Annotated in this window: 16 protein-coding genes; 10 read left to right on the top strand and 6 right to left on the bottom strand. The window is 66.0% G+C overall.

The window, feature by feature from the left end; all coding sequences use genetic code 11:
- Window positions 1-189 precede the first annotated feature (189 nt).
- Window positions 190-858, top strand: coding sequence for a hypothetical protein (locus tag WC493_RS04025; protein ID WP_373062763.1), 669 nt, complete (start codon window positions 190-192; stop codon window positions 856-858).
- Between the two features lie 4 nt (window positions 859-862).
- Here WC493_RS04025 and WC493_RS04020 read toward each other — a convergent pair whose 3' ends face one another.
- Window positions 863-1,219 (bottom strand): hypothetical protein, encoded by a 357-nt coding sequence (locus tag WC493_RS04020; RefSeq protein ID WP_373062761.1) that lies wholly within the window; start codon window positions 1,217-1,219, stop codon window positions 863-865.
- A 179-nt stretch (window positions 1,220-1,398) separates the two neighbouring features.
- Between WC493_RS04020 and WC493_RS04015 the strand changes: the two genes are divergently transcribed.
- On the top strand, window positions 1,399-2,352 hold the full coding sequence (locus tag WC493_RS04015; protein WP_373062759.1) for a PHB depolymerase family esterase: 954 nt from the start codon (window positions 1,399-1,401) through the stop codon (window positions 2,350-2,352).
- A gap of 4 nt (window positions 2,353-2,356) precedes the next feature.
- Here the strand turns inward: WC493_RS04015 and WC493_RS04010 are convergent, their stop codons facing one another.
- Complete coding sequence (locus WC493_RS04010) at window positions 2,357-3,646, bottom strand: NAD(P)/FAD-dependent oxidoreductase (RefSeq protein ID WP_373062757.1); 1,290 nt, start codon at window positions 3,644-3,646, stop codon at window positions 2,357-2,359.
- A gap of 262 nt (window positions 3,647-3,908) precedes the next feature.
- Here WC493_RS04010 and WC493_RS04005 point away from each other — a divergent pair, with 262 nt between their 5' ends.
- Entirely contained in the window at window positions 3,909-5,255 is a 1,347-nt protein-coding gene (locus WC493_RS04005) for an NAD(P)/FAD-dependent oxidoreductase (protein ID WP_373062755.1), read from the top strand.
- A gap of 54 nt (window positions 5,256-5,309) precedes the next feature.
- Here WC493_RS04005 and WC493_RS04000 read toward each other — a convergent pair whose 3' ends face one another.
- From WC493_RS04000 to fabI, 3 genes are all read right to left on the bottom strand, one after another.
- Window positions 5,310-7,202, bottom strand: a complete 1,893-nt coding sequence (locus WC493_RS04000; protein WP_373062753.1) for an SIR2 family protein — start codon at window positions 7,200-7,202, stop codon at window positions 5,310-5,312.
- 115 nt (window positions 7,203-7,317) lie between these two features.
- Window positions 7,318-8,388 (bottom strand): chorismate synthase, encoded by a 1,071-nt coding sequence (gene aroC, locus WC493_RS03995; protein ID WP_373062751.1) that lies wholly within the window; start codon window positions 8,386-8,388, stop codon window positions 7,318-7,320.
- 1 nt (window position 8,389) lies between these two features.
- Window positions 8,390-9,208 (bottom strand): enoyl-ACP reductase FabI, encoded by an 819-nt coding sequence (gene fabI / locus WC493_RS03990; RefSeq protein ID WP_373062749.1) that lies wholly within the window; start codon window positions 9,206-9,208, stop codon window positions 8,390-8,392.
- 170 nt (window positions 9,209-9,378) lie between these two features.
- On the opposite strand from fabI, the gene pdxH reads away from it, so the two are divergent.
- The 4 genes from pdxH (at window position 9,379) to WC493_RS03970 (ending at window position 12,149) form a co-directional block, all read left to right on the top strand.
- Window positions 9,379-9,987: a pyridoxamine 5'-phosphate oxidase gene (gene pdxH / locus WC493_RS03985; RefSeq protein ID WP_373062817.1), complete on the top strand. Its 609-nt coding sequence runs from the start codon at window positions 9,379-9,381 to the stop codon at window positions 9,985-9,987.
- Window positions 9,988-10,012: 25 nt separating this feature from the next.
- Window positions 10,013-10,960, top strand: a complete 948-nt coding sequence (locus tag WC493_RS03980; protein ID WP_373062747.1) for a cation diffusion facilitator family transporter — start codon at window positions 10,013-10,015, stop codon at window positions 10,958-10,960.
- A gap of 52 nt (window positions 10,961-11,012) precedes the next feature.
- Window positions 11,013-11,759 (top strand): SDR family NAD(P)-dependent oxidoreductase, encoded by a 747-nt coding sequence (locus WC493_RS03975; RefSeq protein WP_373062745.1) that lies wholly within the window; start codon window positions 11,013-11,015, stop codon window positions 11,757-11,759.
- A gap of 252 nt (window positions 11,760-12,011) precedes the next feature.
- Window positions 12,012-12,149, top strand: coding sequence for an SEC-C metal-binding domain-containing protein (locus WC493_RS03970; protein WP_373062815.1), 138 nt, complete (start codon window positions 12,012-12,014; stop codon window positions 12,147-12,149).
- Between the two features lie 47 nt (window positions 12,150-12,196).
- Here WC493_RS03970 and WC493_RS03965 read toward each other — a convergent pair whose 3' ends face one another.
- Window positions 12,197-13,966: a methyl-accepting chemotaxis protein gene (locus WC493_RS03965; protein ID WP_373062743.1), complete on the bottom strand. Its 1,770-nt coding sequence runs from the start codon at window positions 13,964-13,966 to the stop codon at window positions 12,197-12,199.
- Window positions 13,967-14,355: 389 nt separating this feature from the next.
- Between WC493_RS03965 and WC493_RS03960 the strand changes: the two genes are divergently transcribed.
- From WC493_RS03960 to WC493_RS03950, 3 genes are read left to right on the top strand one after another with little or no spacing between them, the layout of a single operon-like run.
- Window positions 14,356-15,273, top strand: coding sequence for a branched-chain amino acid ABC transporter permease LivH (locus WC493_RS03960; protein WP_373062741.1), 918 nt, complete (start codon window positions 14,356-14,358; stop codon window positions 15,271-15,273).
- Between the two features lie 2 nt (window positions 15,274-15,275).
- Window positions 15,276-16,751 (top strand): high-affinity branched-chain amino acid ABC transporter permease LivM, encoded by a 1,476-nt coding sequence (livM, locus tag WC493_RS03955; RefSeq protein ID WP_373062739.1) that lies wholly within the window; start codon window positions 15,276-15,278, stop codon window positions 16,749-16,751.
- On the top strand, window positions 16,748-17,563 hold the full coding sequence (locus WC493_RS03950) for an ABC transporter ATP-binding protein (RefSeq protein ID WP_373062737.1): 816 nt from the start codon (window positions 16,748-16,750) through the stop codon (window positions 17,561-17,563). Before livM ends, WC493_RS03950 begins: the two co-directional genes overlap by 4 nt.
- The last annotated feature ends 6 nt before the right edge of the window (window positions 17,564-17,569 follow it).

Raw genomic sequence — 17,569 nt, 5'->3', positions numbered from 1 at the left:
GGACCGGTTGACCCTTTGACAAACACCAAGGGCGCCGGCGGGCGAACACTCGCTGACCGGCGGACGCCCGTAGGCGCGGCGGATGATGAAATCCGTCGAAGATGGCGGAACATGATCGAAGGAGGCACTATTGTCAATGCGCATGGAGCAGGCCGGGGGGCCGCCACGCGCGCGGGGGGAGAGGCGGCGATGGACGGCCTGCAGAGCGAGGGCCTGCGCATGAAGGCGCGGGAACTGGTGGAATCGGTGGTGCCCTATACCTATGGGGACGCCCATTTCAACGAAGTCTGCAAATACTACCAGAAGGGCTATGGCACGACCTGCGGCTGCCTGTGCCATTGGATGCTCTATAACCTGGGAGCCAAGAATCCCGACATCGTCAATTGGACCGATGCCGCGCGCGGCCTGAAATACCTCGGCGGCGCCAACATCAGCCGCATCCATCACAAGGGCATGGCGCCCTTCGTCAATTGCATCGGCCCCTCGAACCCGTTGCTGCGGGGCATCCGGCCCGCCTGCGGCGACATCGTCTTCATCCACAAGTTCAACGACGACCGCACCTTCGGGCCGCAGAACAAGGAACATGTCTTCGTCTTCCTGGAGGAACAGGCGGGCGGGCGCTGGGCCACCGCCGAATCCGGCCAGGAGGGTGGCACGGATTCGAAGTTCAAGTTCCGCATGCTCTTCGCCCCCACAGGAGAGGTGAAGCCGGCGACCCCGGTGCGGATCAGCGACGCCGACGGCGCCAAGCCGTCCGACGGCGACCGCACGGTGATCGGCTGGCTCGACATTTCGCAGCTCGACTATCTGCCCGACAGCCTGAACACTTACCGCCAGATGGGGCGCTGCGGCTTCTGACGGCTCAGGGCGTGAAATCGCAGAAGTCGGTCTCGTCGCCCGCGGCGTTGCGGAAGCTCACCTTGGCGCCGCCGTTGGGCCAGCGCTGGAACATCACCGTCTGGCCGTCCAGGCCGGCGCCGGAAAAGCTCAGTTTGCCGCTGTCGGGGTCGTAGAGGAAGGTGCCGGCCTTGCCGTCGGCATCGGTGTAGTGGCTCGGGTCGTCCAGGTGGAAGTTGAGGCCGAGCCGGGCGGTCGAGAAATGCCAGCATTCATAGGCGCCGAGCTTGAGCGGGCCGCCGTTGCTCGGCTCCACCGCCAAGGCGCCGGGCGGCACGGCCAGTATGGCGCCGAGTCCGACGACGAAAATCCCCAGTCTCATTGACGACCTCCCTCCGGCCGCACACGGTCTCAGCCGAATCCCGGCGAGATCAAGGCGATGGCGCCGGCATGACGAACGGCCATGCCGGAAGTCGAGCTGAACGGACGCCGGCATGATAAAGTCGCCAGGGGCCTTCGGGCCCCGGTTGCCTTTCGGGCGTGGCTTTTCGGGAGATGGCGATGCGTGGGTCGGTTCTGGCGTTTCTCTTGGCTCTGCTCGCCCTGCCCCTTGCCTTCACCCCTGCCGCTGCGGCCGACGTCGATTTCACCGCCGACGGCCTCCCCCGCCACTACATCCTGGTGACGCCCGAGCGGCCGGGGCCGGAGCCCCTGCCCCTGATCATCGTCCTGCACGGCACCTATGGCACCGGCGCCAAGATGGAACTGGTCGGCTTCAATGACCTGGTGGAGCGCTATCGCTTCGCCGTCGCCTATCCCGATGCCGCCGGCCCGCCGCACAGCCGCCGCACCTGGCGCTGGAACGACGGGCGCGGCACCCTCGAATCCTCGAAAAAGGGCGTGGACGACGTTTCCTTCATGCGCCACCTGGTCGACGACATCGGCCGGCGCGTGAACCTGGACCGCCGCCGCGTCTTCATCGCCGGGGCCTCCAACGGCGGCATCATGGCCTATCGGATCGGCTGCGAGGCGGCCGACCTGGTGGCCGGCATCGCCCCGGTGATCGGCGATGTCGCCGTCTCGGTGGCGCCCGGCTGCAAGCCGAGCCGGCCCCTTTCGGTCCTGGCCATCAATGGCGTCGACGATCCGATCATGCCCTTTGCCGGCGGCACCGTGTGCCGCGACACGCGGCCCGCCTTCTGCGAGCGGGGCGAGGTCATCGGGGCGGAAGACTCGCTCGCCCGTTTCGCCCGCGCCGCCGGCTGCGCGCCGGCGCCGAGCCGCATCATGCTGCCGCCCAAGGTGGCGGACGGCACCACGGTCGAGAAACTGTCCTACCCGAGCTGCGCCCCGGGCACCCGTGTCGGCGCCTATTGGCTGCACGGCGCCGGCCATGCCTGGCCGCCCATGCCCGGCCAATTGGGCGAGAGGCGGGGCGGCCATCCGAGCCGGAACCTGAATGCGACCGAGGCGATCGTCCGCTTCTTCCTCGACCCCGGCCACGACGGCTTCTAAGCCGTCATGACGGCTCGTGGTGCACCGCCTTCAGCTTGCGGATGCCGAGGATGTCGAGGGTGAATTTCTCGTAGAAGGTCTCGGCCCGGCCGGCGCGGACCTTGTGCAGGAAGTACTTCTCGAAGCCCACTTTCGCGGTGTGCACCCAGGCGCCCTTGGACGACCAGTTGACGTTGCGCGGCGGCAATTGCGGCTGGGCCACGAAGGCGATGCCTCCATCGCCGAAATCGGCCAGGCAGACGGCGTTCCAGGTCGCCACTGCATCAGGGGCCTTGCCCTTCAGCAGGGCCTCGATGTTCTCGGCCACCGCCGTCGACATGGATTCGATCATGAAACCGGTCTTGGGCACGCCGACCGGCACCGCGGTCTTGCCCATGGGCGGGATGGCGACGCAGACGCCGATGGCGAAGATTTCCGGGAAGGCGGGATTGCGCTGGTGCTTGTCGATCAGCACGAAGCCGCGCGGGTTGACCAGGCCCTCGATGCCGCGGATCGCCGCCACACCGCGGAAGGCCGGCAGGATCATCGAATAGGCGAAGGGCAGCTCGTGATTGGCCTTCACCGTGCCGTCCTCGGCATATTCCTCGGCCGTCATGCGGCCCGCCTCGACCCCGGTCACCTTGGCATTGGTCAGCCATTTGATGTGGCGGTGGCGCAGCGCGCTCTCCAGCATGCCCTTGGTATCGCCCACCCCGTCGAGGCCGAGGTGGCCGATATAGGGCTCGGGCGTGACGAAGGTCATGGGCACCTGGTCGCGCATCTTGGCCTTGCGCAGCGCCGCATCCAGGACGAAGGCGAATTCATAGGCCGGCCCGAAGCAGGAGGCGCCGGCGGCCGCGCCGACGATGATCGGCCCCGGCGCCGCCTTCAGCCGCTCGAAGGCTTCGCTCGCCTCGAGCGCATGCTCGAGCTGGCAGACCGACTGGGTATGGCCCGCGGGGCCGAGACCCGGCACTTCGTCGAAGGCGAGGTCCGGCCCGGTCGCGATCACCAGATAGTCATAGGTCAGGCTGTCGCCGCTGTTCAGCTCCAGGCGCTTTTCCTGGGGATAGAGGCGGCGCGCGCCCTCGGGCCGGAGCGCGATGCCCCGCTTGGCGAAGACCGGGGCGAGTTCGACCGAAACCTCCTCCGCCTTGCGCCAGCCGACCGCGACCCAGGGGTTCGACGGCACGAAAGTATAGGTGGAGCCGAGGTTGACCACGGTCAGGCTGTCTTCCTTGCGAAGCCGCGCCTTCATCTCGTAGGCCATGATGACGCCGCCCAATCCGGCGCCCAGGATGACGATATGGGCCATGGTGATCCTCCCTTTTGGCGCCGTGGCGCGGAGGACCGCCCCGCCGGCTCTATTAATTAATGATTTATGCAAACGTAGAATGAAACGGCGAGCGAATCAACAAGACTTAGGGCGAACGCCGCGTCTTCCACACCCGGCGCGCCACCGTCACTTCACGATCAACGCAATCGAGAAGTCTCGCGCACCCCCTGGCCGCAGGTGCCGGCCAAAGCTAAACTCGTCCACGCTCGAAACCGCCGACAAGAAGCGGGCAGGAGGAAACATGGCGCGCGACGACCGGCCGGCTCCATTCCTGGAGATCAGCCCCTATGTGCGGCCGCCGGCCGCGCCCTGCCCGGCCCTGGCGGCCGACCTGCGGACCGAGGTCGCCATCGTGGGCGGCGGCTATACCGGCCTCTCCACCGCCCTGGCGCTCCAGGCGCAGGGCGTCGAGGCCGTGGTGCTGGAGCGGGATTTCTGCGGTTACGGCGCCAGCGGGCGGAACGCCGGCCACCTGACGCCGACCATCTGCAAGGACCTGCCCACCGCCCGCATGCTGTTCGGCGCGGAGACGGCCGGCCGCCTCGCCCGCTTCGCCGATCATTGCGTCGAGACGGCGGAGGCGACGATCCGCGATCTCGGGATCGACTGCGATTACAACGCCAGCGGCAACATCATGGCCGTGGTCCATCCGGCCCAGGAGAAGCGGCTCCGCCAGGCAGCCGAGACGGCACGGTCGATCGGTGCCCGCATGCACTATCTCGAAGCCGGCGAGATGCGGGCGCGCGGCCTGCCCGCCGCCTTCCTCTCAGGTGCTTTGGAGGAAGCGGGCGGCACCCTGCACACGGGCAAATTCGTCTCCGGCCTCCGTGCCGCGGCACTCGCCCGCGGCGTCCGGATCTTCGAGGGCACGGCCGTGCAGGCGATCGAGCCCGGCCGCCCGGCCCTCGTCCGCACCGCCGCCGGCACGGTGAGCGCCGGGCGCGTGGTGCTGGCCGCCAATGCCTATGCGGGCGAGATCGCCCCGCCCGGCGACCGCCAGGCCCCGCTCTACATCACCCTGTTCGAGACAGCACCGCTCTCGGCCGAACAGCGCGCCGCCCTCGGCGGCTGGCCCGGCCGCGAAGGCATCTATACCGCGCATGAGAGCATGGAGAGCTACCGCCTGACCGCCCAGGGCACCATCATCGGCGGCTCCAAGGACGTGCAGTATTTCTACGACTGCGCGCCCCACAACCACGGCGGCCCCGAAGACGCCCGTCCCGCCAGCGTGATCGCCGCCTTCCGTGCCCGCTTCCCCGAACTCCGGGACCTTCCCATCGCCCACTGCTGGGCCGGCTGGTGCGGCTTCACCCTGAACTTCCTGCCCCTCGTGGGCCGCCACCCCGCCCACGACAACCTCTTCCACGCCATCGCCTACAACGGCCACGGCATCGCCCAGGCGACCGCCATGGGCCCCCTCCTCACCGACCTCATCCTCGGCCGCCCCAACCCCTGGACCGAGGTGATCTGCCGCAAACCCGCCTTCATGCCCCCCAAATGGCTCCGCTATCCGGCGGTGAAGGCGGTACTCGGCGTGGTGAACGGGATCGATCGGCGGATGGATGGGAGGGTGGAGAGCGGGAGGTGAGCGATTTACGGCGGCCTATCGGTACAGCATCCTCTTGGCTCCACTCAGTTGATCTCAGCGCAACAATTGGATTAACCGCATGAAGTTTGTGCGGATCAAATCGAGGAACTCTCTATCTCCGTCAGCGAAACCCGCAACGAGTAACATTGAGGCAGTTTCACCCTCAGTCAGGCGGTCTAAGAGAATTTCTTGATTGGCAGAATGCCAACCTACCCTGCCAATGGCGCTCCTGACACAATTGCCTCCCGAAAACTGATTTGAGAGGTATAATGACAGATCACCTTTGCCGTGATGGAGACATAAATCAGCGACGCCAGCTAAGAGCTCAACAAATTCAAAATTAATTTCAAATTCATTATCGTCAAGAAAATCAAGCGATAACCATGATTTTAATATTTCTATTATATGATCATTATACGGCGTCCGCCGTTTTTGTGGAGAGAAAAATGAATTCCACTGGTCACTGCTATTTTGTGACCACATTTCCCCAAACAAAACGACAAGAGCCTCCCTCTCATTTCTTGATTCACGCGGAACATAGGCATGAAACCATTTGTGCAGGCTGCCAAATTGTCGAGATTTCGTAAGCCCTAGGGCGAAGGCTGTAAAAAATAGAGATGCAGGATAGGTCATAAGTTCAGACCAAAAGACGGTCCTACCTCGGCCAACTACTCGCGACAGTGTCCGGAGGACATCTCGGGCGAGATTGAATTCATTCTCGGAGCCCCATCGCCCCATTGCGTACCCGATCCGGCACAAAACTTCGTGCACGTTTTCACAAATAGATACCCAATTGACGAATTCCTCATTTGTGTAATGCCCACCCGTCGCCAGTCCGCGTTCATCACTAAGTCTGCGCGCTCGCGCGACCTCTGCAATGACGAGATCGGCGAGCTGAATTCGGCACTCGTTCTTTGCTAGAAAGCGCTTGGCCGTTCCTACGAGCAGATCGGCGGTGAGCGGATTGGGACGAGCAGCGGTCTCCAATGTCTCCAGGCTCTGTTGCAGCCCGAAGAAGAAACTGTCGGCATCTTCGATAGCGATCAGTTGGGCTCGACGATTGTTGATCAAATCTTGTGCAATCGCGCTCGGTACGCCGCGACTGGCCCAGTACACGGGATAACGGCGGCTCGGCGCGCGGGCAATAGCCCCCCTCAGTGCGGCATCCCAGTCGCCGGACCAACCGCAGACGATCAGGCCATGCTCGTCAAAGATGCGGTCGAGCAGTCTGTTCTGCGTCTCGCCGTACTGGTCCAACTCCGAGTCCGTGTTGAGCAACCGGGTATCGAGATAGTCGCCATGGACCTTCAGCACGAAGCAACGCGCGTGGGCTAAGGGGATGGCACCAGCAAGGTCGTCCTCGGACTTGATCACGGTCGGCTCGACCCCAGCTTCACGCAGGGCATTCTCGATCAAGCGATCGAAATTCGTGGTGATCAGAACCCGAATGTAGCCATCCCGGACCATCCGGGCGATGGCGTGATGCGCTTTGGTCGGTTGACGCGCGCCGGATTCCAGGTCCTCCGCGGAAGGCTCGATATAGCTATGGAGGATCGATCGGCGTTCCGCCGCGGTCGATGACAAACGATCGAGGAGCTTCGAATAACTCGGGGGCTCGCCGAATCGACTCTGGTGCCAAGCCTCCCAGTCAGTTTCGCCAGTAACCCCTTCCAACGCCGCAACCCTGCGCGTCAGATCCATTGTAATGTCCCAACCGGTCGGGATTTGCGCCGCGCGGGACAGACCGCTCCCGAGCAATAAAGCGTAAACGCCCCTATTCTCGAAGACCGAGAAGGCGAGGGCGTGGGCGGGATCGATCATCTTACGACCGCAAATTTTTCTGTCGGTTGGGGCGAGTCGCCAGTTGCACAAGTGCAGCATGAGCACGCCACAAATTGCAATCTTTGACCCCGCCAGCCGCAAGGGCTGATCTGCGGTGCCCTTCATCCGCCCCGATCAGAAGGGCGGTGCGGTCCCGAAACTCCGATCTCCGGGTCGGACTGCGCGCCGATGGCCCATGCCTTCCGGCCTACAGAGCGAGGCGCCCAGAAAACTGCCGCCCCTAACCCACCTGCCCCCGGTGCCGAAGCAGATGGTCCGCCAGCACACAGGCCATCATCGCTTCGCCCACCGGCACGGCGCGGATGCCGACGCAGGGGTCGTGGCGGCCTTTGGTGAGGATTTCGGTGTCTTGGCCGTCGAGGGTCACGCTGTGGCGGGGCGTCAGGATCGAGGAGGTGGGTTTGACCGCGAAGCGGGCCACCACGTCCTGGCCGGTGGCGATGCCGCCCAGGATGCCGCCGGCCTTGTTCGATGAGAAGGCCACCTGGCCGTTCTCCATATGCATCTCGTCGGCGTTTTCTTCGCCGGTCAGTTCGGCGGCGGCGAAACCGGCGCCGATTTCGACGCCTTTCACCGCGTTGATCGACATCAGCGCCGCCGCGAGGTCGGAATCGAGCTTGCCGTAGAGCGGGGCGCCCAGGCCGGCGGGCACGCCGGTGGCGACCAGTTCGATCACCGCGCCGATCGAGGAGCCGGCCTTGCGGATGCGGTCGAGGTCCTCTTCCCAGAGCTTGGCGGTTTCCGCATCCGGGCAGAAGAAGGGGTTGTTGTCCACTTCCGCCCAGTCCCAGCGGCTGCGATCGATCGCGCGCTTGCCGATCTGCACCAGGGCGCCGCGGACCTGCACGCCCTCGCCCAGCACCTTGCGGGCCAAGGCGCCGGCGGCGACCCGGGCCGCGGTCTCGCGGGCCGAGGAACGGCCGCCGCCGCGGGGGTCGCGAATGCCGTATTTCACCTGATAGGTGTAATCGGCATGGCCCGGGCGGAAGCTCTTGGCGATCTCGGAATAATCCTTGGAGCGCTGGTCGGTATTCTCGATCATCAGGCTGATCGGGGTGCCGGTGGTCAGGCCCTCGTAGACGCCGGAGAGGATCTTCACCGCATCCGCCTCGCGGCGCTGGGTGGTGAAGCGGCTCTGCCCGGGTTTCCGCTTGTCCAGGAAGACCTGGATCTCGGCTTCGGTCAGGGGGATCCGCGACGGCATGCCGTCGACCACGCAGCCGAGCGCCGGTCCGTGGCTCTCGCCCCAGGTGGTGACGCGGAACAGATGGCCGAAGCTGTTGTGCGACAAGTCAGACCACCGAGATATCCGGGGCGTCCGGCGCCTTCATGCCGACGACGTGATAGCCCGAATCGACGTGATGGACCTCGCCGGTCACCCCGCGCGACAGGTCGGACAGCAGATAGAGCCCGGCGCCGCCGACATCCTCGATGGTCACATTGCGCTTCAGGGGCGCATTGTATTCGTTCCACTTCAGGATCAGGCGGAAGTCGCCGATGGCCGAGGCCGCCAGGGTCTTGATCGGACCGGCCGAAATGGCGTTGACGCGGATGTCCTGCTTGCCGAGGTCGGCCGCGAGATAGCGGACCGAAGCCTCCAGCGCCGCCTTGGCGACCCCCATCACATTGTAATGGGGCATGACCTTTTCCGCGCCGTAATAGGTCAGCGTGATCAGCGAGCCGCCGTTCGGCATCATCGCTTCCGCGCGCTGCGCGATCGCGGTGAAGGAATAGCAGGAGATGAACAGGCTCTGGTTGAAGTTTTCGGGGCTGGTGTCGACGTAGCGGCCCTTCAGCTCTTCCTTGTCGGAATAGGCGATGGCGTGCACGACGAAGTCGATCGTCTCCCATTCCTGCTTCACCGCCGCGAAAAGCGCGTCGATCGACGCCAGTTCGGAGACGTCGCAGGGCAGAATCAGGGAATCCGGCGTGCCGACCTCGGCCGCCAGCGGGCGCACGCGCTTTTCCAAAGCCTCACCCAGATAGGTGAAAGCGCATTGGCCGCCTTGGGCGTGCACCGCCTTGGCAATTCCCCAGGCGATCGACCGGTCGTTGGCGACACCCATGATAAGTCCACGTTTTCCAGCCATCAGGCCGGCGCCGGTCGACATAGGCTGATCTCCCTCAAGGCGTCCTTCGAAGCGCGCGGATTATAGACGTCTCGATCCGACCCTCAAGCGGCGGCTTCGCGACGGCCCATCGGCAGGCCGCGCTTGCCAAGGCCGGGGGGCCTGTGTTCCGTTGTCGCCCAAACCCCGAGGTACATGCCATGTCCGATCTTCTGTCGTCCCTGGACGATGCGGCGCTCGCCGCGCGCGGGCCTTACGACCTCTTCGCCGTCTGGTTCGCCGAGGCCGAAGCGACCGAGGTGAACGATGCCAACGCCATGGCGCTGGCGACCGTCGATTCGGACGGCCAGCCTTCGGTCCGAGTCGTCCTGATGAAGGATTATGACGCGCAAGGCTTCGTCTTTTATACCAATTTCGAGAGCGACAAGGGCCGCGCCCTGCTCGGCCAGCCGCGCGCCGGGCTCAATTTCCACTGGAAGGGCCTGCGCCGCCAGGTCCGCGTGAATGGCACGGTCGCCCCCGTCTCGACCGAGGAGGCGGATGCCTATTTCGCCAGCCGGCCGCGGGACTCGCAGATCGGCGCCTGGTCCAGCGACCAGTCCCGCCCGCTCGATTCGCGGGCCACGCTGGAAGCGGCGATCGCCCATAACGCCGCCCGATTCGCCGGGGCCGAGGTGCCGCGCCCGCCGCATTGGTCCGGCTTCCGCGTCACGCCGACGCGAATCGAGTTCTGGCAAGACCGCCCCTTCCGGCTGCATGATCGTGTCGTGTTCGAACCTACCGCTGCGGGCGGCTGGGCCGTGCACAGGTTGTTCCCCTGACGGCGGACCGGAGCAGGCGGAAGCGATGACGGCAGAAACCACGACGAAACGGGCCTTCAACGGCGACCTGGCGGAAGCCGCCCGGCTGATGCACCGGGCGACCGTCGCTTCGGTCGGGGTCGCGATCACCCTGATCATCATCAAGACCGTCGCCTTCTTCATGTCGGGCTCGGTCGCCATGATGTCGAGCTTGATCGATTCGACGCTCGACGCCCTCGCTTCCCTCGCCACCATGCTGGCGGTGCGCCACGCGACGGCGCCGGCCGACCGCGAGCACCGCTTCGGCCACGGCAAGGCCGAGGCGCTGGCGGGCCTGCTGCAGGCCGCCATCGTGGCCGGTTCCGGCGTCTTCCTGCTGTTCGAATCGATCCGCCGCATCCTGGCGCCGGAAGCGGTCTCCAACGGCGTGATCGGTATCGCCGTGATGATCGCCTCGATGGCGCTGACCCTCGCCCTGGTCACCTATCAGCACCGGGTGATGGCCAAGACGGGCTCGCTCGCCGTCGCCGGCGACCGGCTGCACTATCTCTCCGACCTGCTGTCGAACGCCGGTGTCGTGGTCGCCCTGATCGCGGCGACCCAGTTCGGCTTCCTGCTGGCGGACGGGCTGATCGCCCTCGCCATCGCGGCCGTCATGCTGTGGGGTGCCTTCGGCATCCTGCGCGGCGCCTACGACGTGCTGATGGACCGCGAACTGCCGGACCACGAGCGCGCCCAGATCGTCGAGATCGTGAAGCAGGAACCCCTGGTGCTGGCCCTGCACGACCTGCGCACGCGGCGTTCCGGCCTCGCCACCTTCATCCAGCTTCACCTGGTGCTGGACGGCGACATGCCCCTGCACCAGGCCCATGCCATCGTCGAGGGGGTCGAACAGAAGCTGATCACCGCCTTCCCCGGCGCCGAAGTCATCATCCACGAAGACCCGGACGGGGTCGAAGAGGGTGACGGCCATGCCCTGCGCACGGCTGTCTGAGCGATCGAAGGATCGTCGCTTCCCGCGCGCAGCCGGGACGAGTCGTTGAACCATGTCCGTGACCGAAAATTCCGGCCGTACCCTGATCCTGACCGGCGCCAGCCGGGGCATCGGCCATGCCACCGTAAAGCGCTTCTCCTCCGCCGGCTGGCGGGTCATCACCTGTTCGCGCCAGCCCTTCCCCGAGAATTGCCCCTGGGCGGAGGGGCCTGAAGACCACGTCCAGGTCGACCTCGCCGACGTCGCTTCCCTGCCCCAAGTGATCGAGGACATGCGGAGCCGCCTGGTCGACGGAAGGCTCGACGCCCTGGTCAACAATGCCGGCATTTCGCCCAAGGGCGAAGGCGGCAGCCGGCTCGGCACGATCGAGACGGAATACGAGACCTGGGACACCGTGTTCCGGGTCAATTTCTTCGCCCCCGTGCTGCTCGCCCGCGGCCTGATGCAGGAATTGCGCACGGCCCAGGGCGCCGTGGTCAATGTGACCTCGATTGCGGGCGTGCGGGTGCATCCCTTCGCCGGTTCCGCCTATGCTACTTCGAAGGCGGCACTGGCCGCGCTGACGCGCGAGATGGCGGCGGATTTCGGCCCGCTCGGCATCCGGGTCAATGCCATTTCCCCGGGCGAGATCGAGACCGCCATCCTCTCCCCCGGGACCGAGAAGCTGGTCGATCAGATCCCGCTCCGCCGCCTGGGCAGCCCGGACGAGGTGGCCAAGGCGATCTATTTCCTGTGCACGGACGATTCGTCCTACATTTCGGGCGCCGAACTCCATATCAACGGCGGCCAGCACGTCTGACCCCGTGGCCCGCGGGCGACAGCGCCGCGGATTCGGCAAAGGCCCGGCCGACGGCGCTTGACCGGCAGGCCGATCCGCCGGCATCTGCCCTCGTTCACGACAGGCGGGAAGGCCGGACGGGCCGGAGGAGGTGTGCCATGGCGCGCAAGCACCAATCGTTCTCGACCGAGACCATGAGCAAGCGCCGGAGGGGGTTTCAATTCTGAAGCCCGGGTCAAGCGCGGCGACCGGACGGTCCACGGCGGCAAGGAACTGATCGAGAAACTGGGCCGCAACGACCCCTGCCCCTGCGGCTCGGGCCGCCGGTTTCAAGCTGTGCTGCCTCGAAACCCACTGCTTTCCTCGACCGGGCCTATTACCGGCGGTAATGCCACGCCGTCGCGGGGGTAGCCGGAAGGGCGGAACGGAGCTTCGTTCCGCCCGTCTCGCCCGCCGCGTCAGGCCGCGTGTTTCACCGTCGACAGGAAACGGTCGACTTCGCGGCGCAGGCGTTCGGCCTGCTGCGACAGGTCACCGGCCGAGGTGAGCACCTGGGCCGAAGCGCCGCCGGCTTCGCTCGCCACCACCTGAACGCCCTGGATCGAACTCGAGACCTCGTTGGTACCGAGCGCCGCCTGTTCGACGTTGCGGGCGATCTCGGCGGTTGCCGCGATCTGTTCCTCGACCGCGCTGGCGATCGTGTTCGAGACCATGCTCATATCGCTGATCTGATGCGACACACGAGCGATCGCCTCGACCGCCTTGGCCGTGGAGGCCTGGATCTCGGCGATCTGGGCCGTGATGTCCTCGGTCGCCTTGGCGGTCTGATTGGCCAGGCTCTTCACCTCGGAGGCGACGACCGCAAAACCCTTGCCGGCCTCGCCGGCGCGCGCCGCCTCGATCGTCGCGTTGAGTGCCAGGAGATTGGTCTGGCCCGCGATGTCCTGGATCAGCTTCACCACATTGCCGATCGCGTCCGAGCCGCGCTCCAGGAGCTGCATGATGCCGTTGGCCGCTTCGGCGTCGGTTACCGCCTTGTTGGACAGTTCGGCCGACTGCTGGACCTGGCGCCCGATCTCTCGCGAGGACGAGGTCAGTTCCTCGGTGGCGCTGGCCACGGTCTGGACATTGGTCGAGGCCTGTTCGGCGGCGGCGGCGACGGAGGTCGCCCGGTCGGTGGTGTCGCGGGCGGTGCCGGTCAGCACTTCGGCATTGCTGCGCAATTCGTTGGCGGCCGACGACAGGGTGGCGACCACCTCGGCGATGGTGCCTTCGAAGCCGGCGACGGCATCGGCCAGTTCGCGGGCGCGGCGGGCCTGTTCGTCGGCCCGGCGCAGGTCTTCGGCCATGCGCGCCTGTTCGATCTGGGCGGCCTTGCGTTCGGCTTCCTGGCGGGCTTCCTCCGCCTCCTGCTGGCGGCGGCGGTTCTCAGCTTCGCGGGCACGGGTGTCACGCGCCTCGCGGAGCTGCTTCACCAGGGTGTCGACGGCCCGCCAGATCTCGCCCACTTCGTCGTTCGATTTCTGGGCCGGGACGGTGACGTCCAGCCGGTCCCCGGCGATCGCCGTGACCGTCGCCGTCACTTCGCCGAGCGGGCGGGCGAGCTGGCGGGTGCCGATATAGGCCGCAACGCCAACGCCGACGATCAGGCCGACCACGGTGGTCAGGATCACGACCATGTCCATGGTGCGGCCGAATTCCTTGGCCTCGACCCGGTGCCGCGCGAGGTCTTCCAAAATCTCCTTCAGGGCGCCGTCGACCACGGCCTGGAAGGCCTTGCGGTTGGCCCGGTTCGCCTCGTTGTTGCCGAGTGCATTGGCAGCGGCCGGCCCCGCTTCGACGCCGGCCTTGGCCAGGGCCAGGCGGAACTCACGGAATTCCGCGGCCTGCTTCATCAAGGCGTCGAGCACCGACCGCTTCGCGGGCGGCACCAGCGGCGCCCATTCGGCGAACAGGGCGTCGATGGCGTCGAGATCCTTGGTCAGATTGGCGGCGAAAGGTTTCGCCGCGTCGCGGTCGGCAGCGGCGTAGATACCCCGCGACTCCATGACCACTTCGGCGATCAGACGGTTCAACCGTTCGGCATTGAGGGCGCGCTGCCCGGCGGCGACGAGCAATTCGTCGCGTTCGGCGACACTGTTGAGGGCATTGAGGGACATGCCCGCAATAACGGCTGCCACCACGCCCATAATGGCCACGATGGCGAAGATCTTTGCACGAACACGCATTTTTCCCTCCGCGCAGGAGCGCTCCCGACGCCGAAATTGCCGACCCACGAAAATTCATGCGCCGAAACTGGCTAAGACCCGGTAAACGGCGGCCGGGCCGGCACCTTCGCCCTTGGTCGAAGACGTGACGGGCCGGAGCCCCGGCCTTTTCCCCCTGCGACAAGCCATTTCGCGATCTGCGACCGGGGCCCGAAATTGTCCCGATCCAATCGTCGCAGGCGGATTGCGGCTGCCGGGATTGGAGGTTAACGTTGAAGGACAGACGCGGTGCAGGCCGCGAAGAAAATCAGACGGCTGGGGGTTTGCAGTTGGGGAATTGCACGGCGGCGGGGCAGGGCCACGCGTTTCGTTCCTGTTGTCTTCACGCGTCGCACCCGGAGGGCTGAGCCTTGGAATATCTGGTTCAGCAGCTCATCAACGGCATCACGCTCGGCGCGGTCTACGCCCTCATCGCCCTCGGCTATACGATGGTCTACGGCATCATCGGCATGATCAATTTCGCCCATGGCGAAGTCTATATGCTGGGCGCCTTCCTCTCCATGATCGGCATCCTGCTGATGGGCGTCATCGGCATCACCTGGGTGCCGCTCGCCCTTCTGATCGTGCTGGTCTGCGCCATGGCGATCACCGCACTCTACGGCTGGTCGATCGAACGGATCGCCTATCGGCCCCTGCGCGGCTCGTTCCGCCTGGCGCCGCTGATCTCGGCGATCGGCGTCTCGATCTTCCTGCAGAACTACGTCCAATTGTCGCAAGGCGCCCGGCCGAAGCCGATCCCGCCGGTGATCCGCGGCGGCTTCGAGCTGATGACGTCAGTCGACGGCTTCACCGTGACCCTGTCCTATCTCCAGGTCTTCATCGTGGCCATGACCATCGCCCTCATGGTCGGCTTCACCTATCTGATCACCCGGACCTCGCTGGGCCGGGCCCAGCGCGCCTGCGAGCAGGACCGCACCATGGCCTCGCTGATCGGGGTCGACGTCGACCGCACGATCTCGACCACCTTCGTCATCGGCGCGGCGCTGGCCGCCGTGGCCGGCATGATGGTCACGCTCTATTATGGCGTGATCGATTTCTACATCGGCTTCCTGGCCGGGATCAAAGCCTTCACCGCGGCGGTTCTCGGCGGCATCGGCTCGCTCCCGGGGGCCGTGCTGGGGGGCTTGCTGATCGGCCTGATCGAGGCCCTGTGGTCGGCCTATTTCTCGGTCGAATACAAGGATGTGGCCGCCTTCACCATCCTGGTCTTCGTGCTGATCTTTCGGCCGACCGGGCTCTTGGGCCGGCCTGAAATCGAGAAGGTCTGAGCATGAGCGTCGCTGCCCCGGCCCTGACCCCGTCGACCGCGAGCCCGGCCACGCCGGTGCTGGCGGCCCTCAAGGACGCCGCCCTGGTCGCCCTGATCGCCATGATCCTGGCCGGCCCCATCGTCGGCCTGCAGACCTACGACAGCGGCGGCCAGCTCTCGCTGAACATGCGCTTTTCCGAAGTCGCCATCGGCATCGTCGTGGTGTTCTTCGGCCGGCTGGGCCTGGCGCTGGCCGAGCGCGGGCTGCAACCGGCCGCCTTCGGCGTCGGCGCCCTGCTGATCGTCGCCGGCATCGCCCTGCCCTGGCCGACCGGGCTGCTCCAGGTCCTGGCCATCGCCGCCGGCGTCGGCCTGGTGCTGCGCGGCCTGGTCTCGGTCTACGGCGCCCGGCGCCACAAGGCCGCCCTGGCCGCCGCCGTGGCCGAGAGCGACGACGAGAAGAGCGAGCGCCTGCGCCGCCTGATCACGAGGGGCCTCGGCTTCCTGCTGCTCGCCGCGGCCGTGCTGCTGCCCATGATGCCTTTCGCCAATTCCTACATCATGGATACGGCGATCCGGGTGCTGACCTACATGATGCTGGCCTGGGGCCTCAACATCGTGGTCGGGCTCGCCGGCCTGCTCGACCTCGGCTATGTCGCCTTCTATGCCGTCGGCGCCTATACCTACGCCATTCTCTCGAAGGAGCACGGCTTCGACTTCTGGGAGGCGCTGCCGATCTCGGGCATGCTGGCCGCCTCCTTCGGGATCATGCTGGGCTTTCCGGTGCTGCGGCTGCGCGGTGACTATCTCGCCATCGTGACGCTCGGCTTCGGCGAGATCATCCGCATCGTGCTGCTCAACTGGGCCAGCTTCTCGGGCGGACCGAACGGTATCGGCTCGATCCCGCGGCTCACCTTCTTCGGCCATCCCTTCGTGCGCAATCCGCCGGAAGGGGTGACGGCATTTCATCAACTCTTCGGGCTCGACTTCTCGCCCCTGCACCGCTCGATCTTCTTCTTCTACCTGATCCTGGTGCTGGCCCTCGTCGTCAACGTCTTCACCATCAGGATCAGACGCCTGCCGGTCGGCCGCGCCTGGGAAGCGCTGCGCGAGGACGAAATCGCTTGCCGGGCGCTGGGCATCAACCCGACGAATACCAAGCTCACGGCCTTCGCCATCGGCGCCATGTTCGCCGGCTTCGCCGGCTCCTTCTTCGCCACGACCCAGAGCTTCGTCTCGCCCGAGAGCTTCACCTTCCTGGAATCGGCCATGATCCTGGCCATCGTCGTGCTGGGCGGCATGGGCAGCCAATTGGGCGTCGCCATGGCGGCGATCTTGGTGATCGGCCTGACCGAAGCCTTCCGCAGCCTGGCCGAATACCGGATGCTGGTGTTCGGCCTCGGCATGGTGCTGATCATGGTGTGGCGCCCGCGCGGCCTCCTCTCCCACCGCGATCCGACGATCTTCATCAACCGCCGGAAGGGGGCGCGCGCATGACCACGCCCCTGCTCCTGGTCGAACATCTGACCATGCGCTTCGGCGGCCTGGTCGCCATCAACGATGTCTCCTTCGAAGCCCGGGCAGGCCGCATCACCGCGGTGATCGGGCCGAACGGCGCCGGCAAGACCACGGTCTTCAACTGCCTGACCGGCTTCTACAAGCCGACCGTCGGCCGCCTGACCCTGACCCGGAAGGACGGCAAGTCCTTCCTGCTGGAACGGCTCGACGATTTCCGCATCACCAAGACCGCGGGCGTCGCGCGTACCTTCCAGAACATCCGCCTGTTCGCCGGCATGTCGGTCCTGGAGAATCTGCTGGTCGCCCAGCACAATGCACTGATGCGGGCGAGCGGCATGAGCCTGCTCGGCCTGGTCGGCTGGCCCGGCTACCGTGCGGCCGAGCGAGAGGCGGTCGAAAAGGCGCGCTTCTGGCTCGAGCGGACCCGCCTGATGCCGCGGGCGGACGAGCCGGCCGGCTCGCTCCCTTACGGCGATCAGCGCCGGCTGGAGATCGCCCGCGCCATGTGCACCGATCCCGCCCTGCTCTGTCTCGACGAGCCGGCGGCGGGCCTGAACCCGCGCGAATCCGCCGAGCTGAACGAACTCCTGCTGATGATCCGCAACGAATATGGCGCGGGCATCCTGCTGATCGAACACGACATGAGCGTGGTGATGGGCATTTCCGACCACATCGTGGTGCTCGACTACGGCCGCAAGATCGCCGAAGGCACGCCGGCCGAGATCCGCGCCAACCCGGACGTCATCCGCGCCTATCTCGGCGAGGACGACATGGAAGGGAGTGCGGCATGAGCGCCC

Source organism: Zavarzinia sp. (assembly GCF_041650655.1).
GTDB lineage: Bacteria > Pseudomonadota > Alphaproteobacteria > Zavarziniales > Zavarziniaceae > Zavarzinia.
This window is presented reverse-complemented; position numbering and strand designations above follow the sequence as displayed.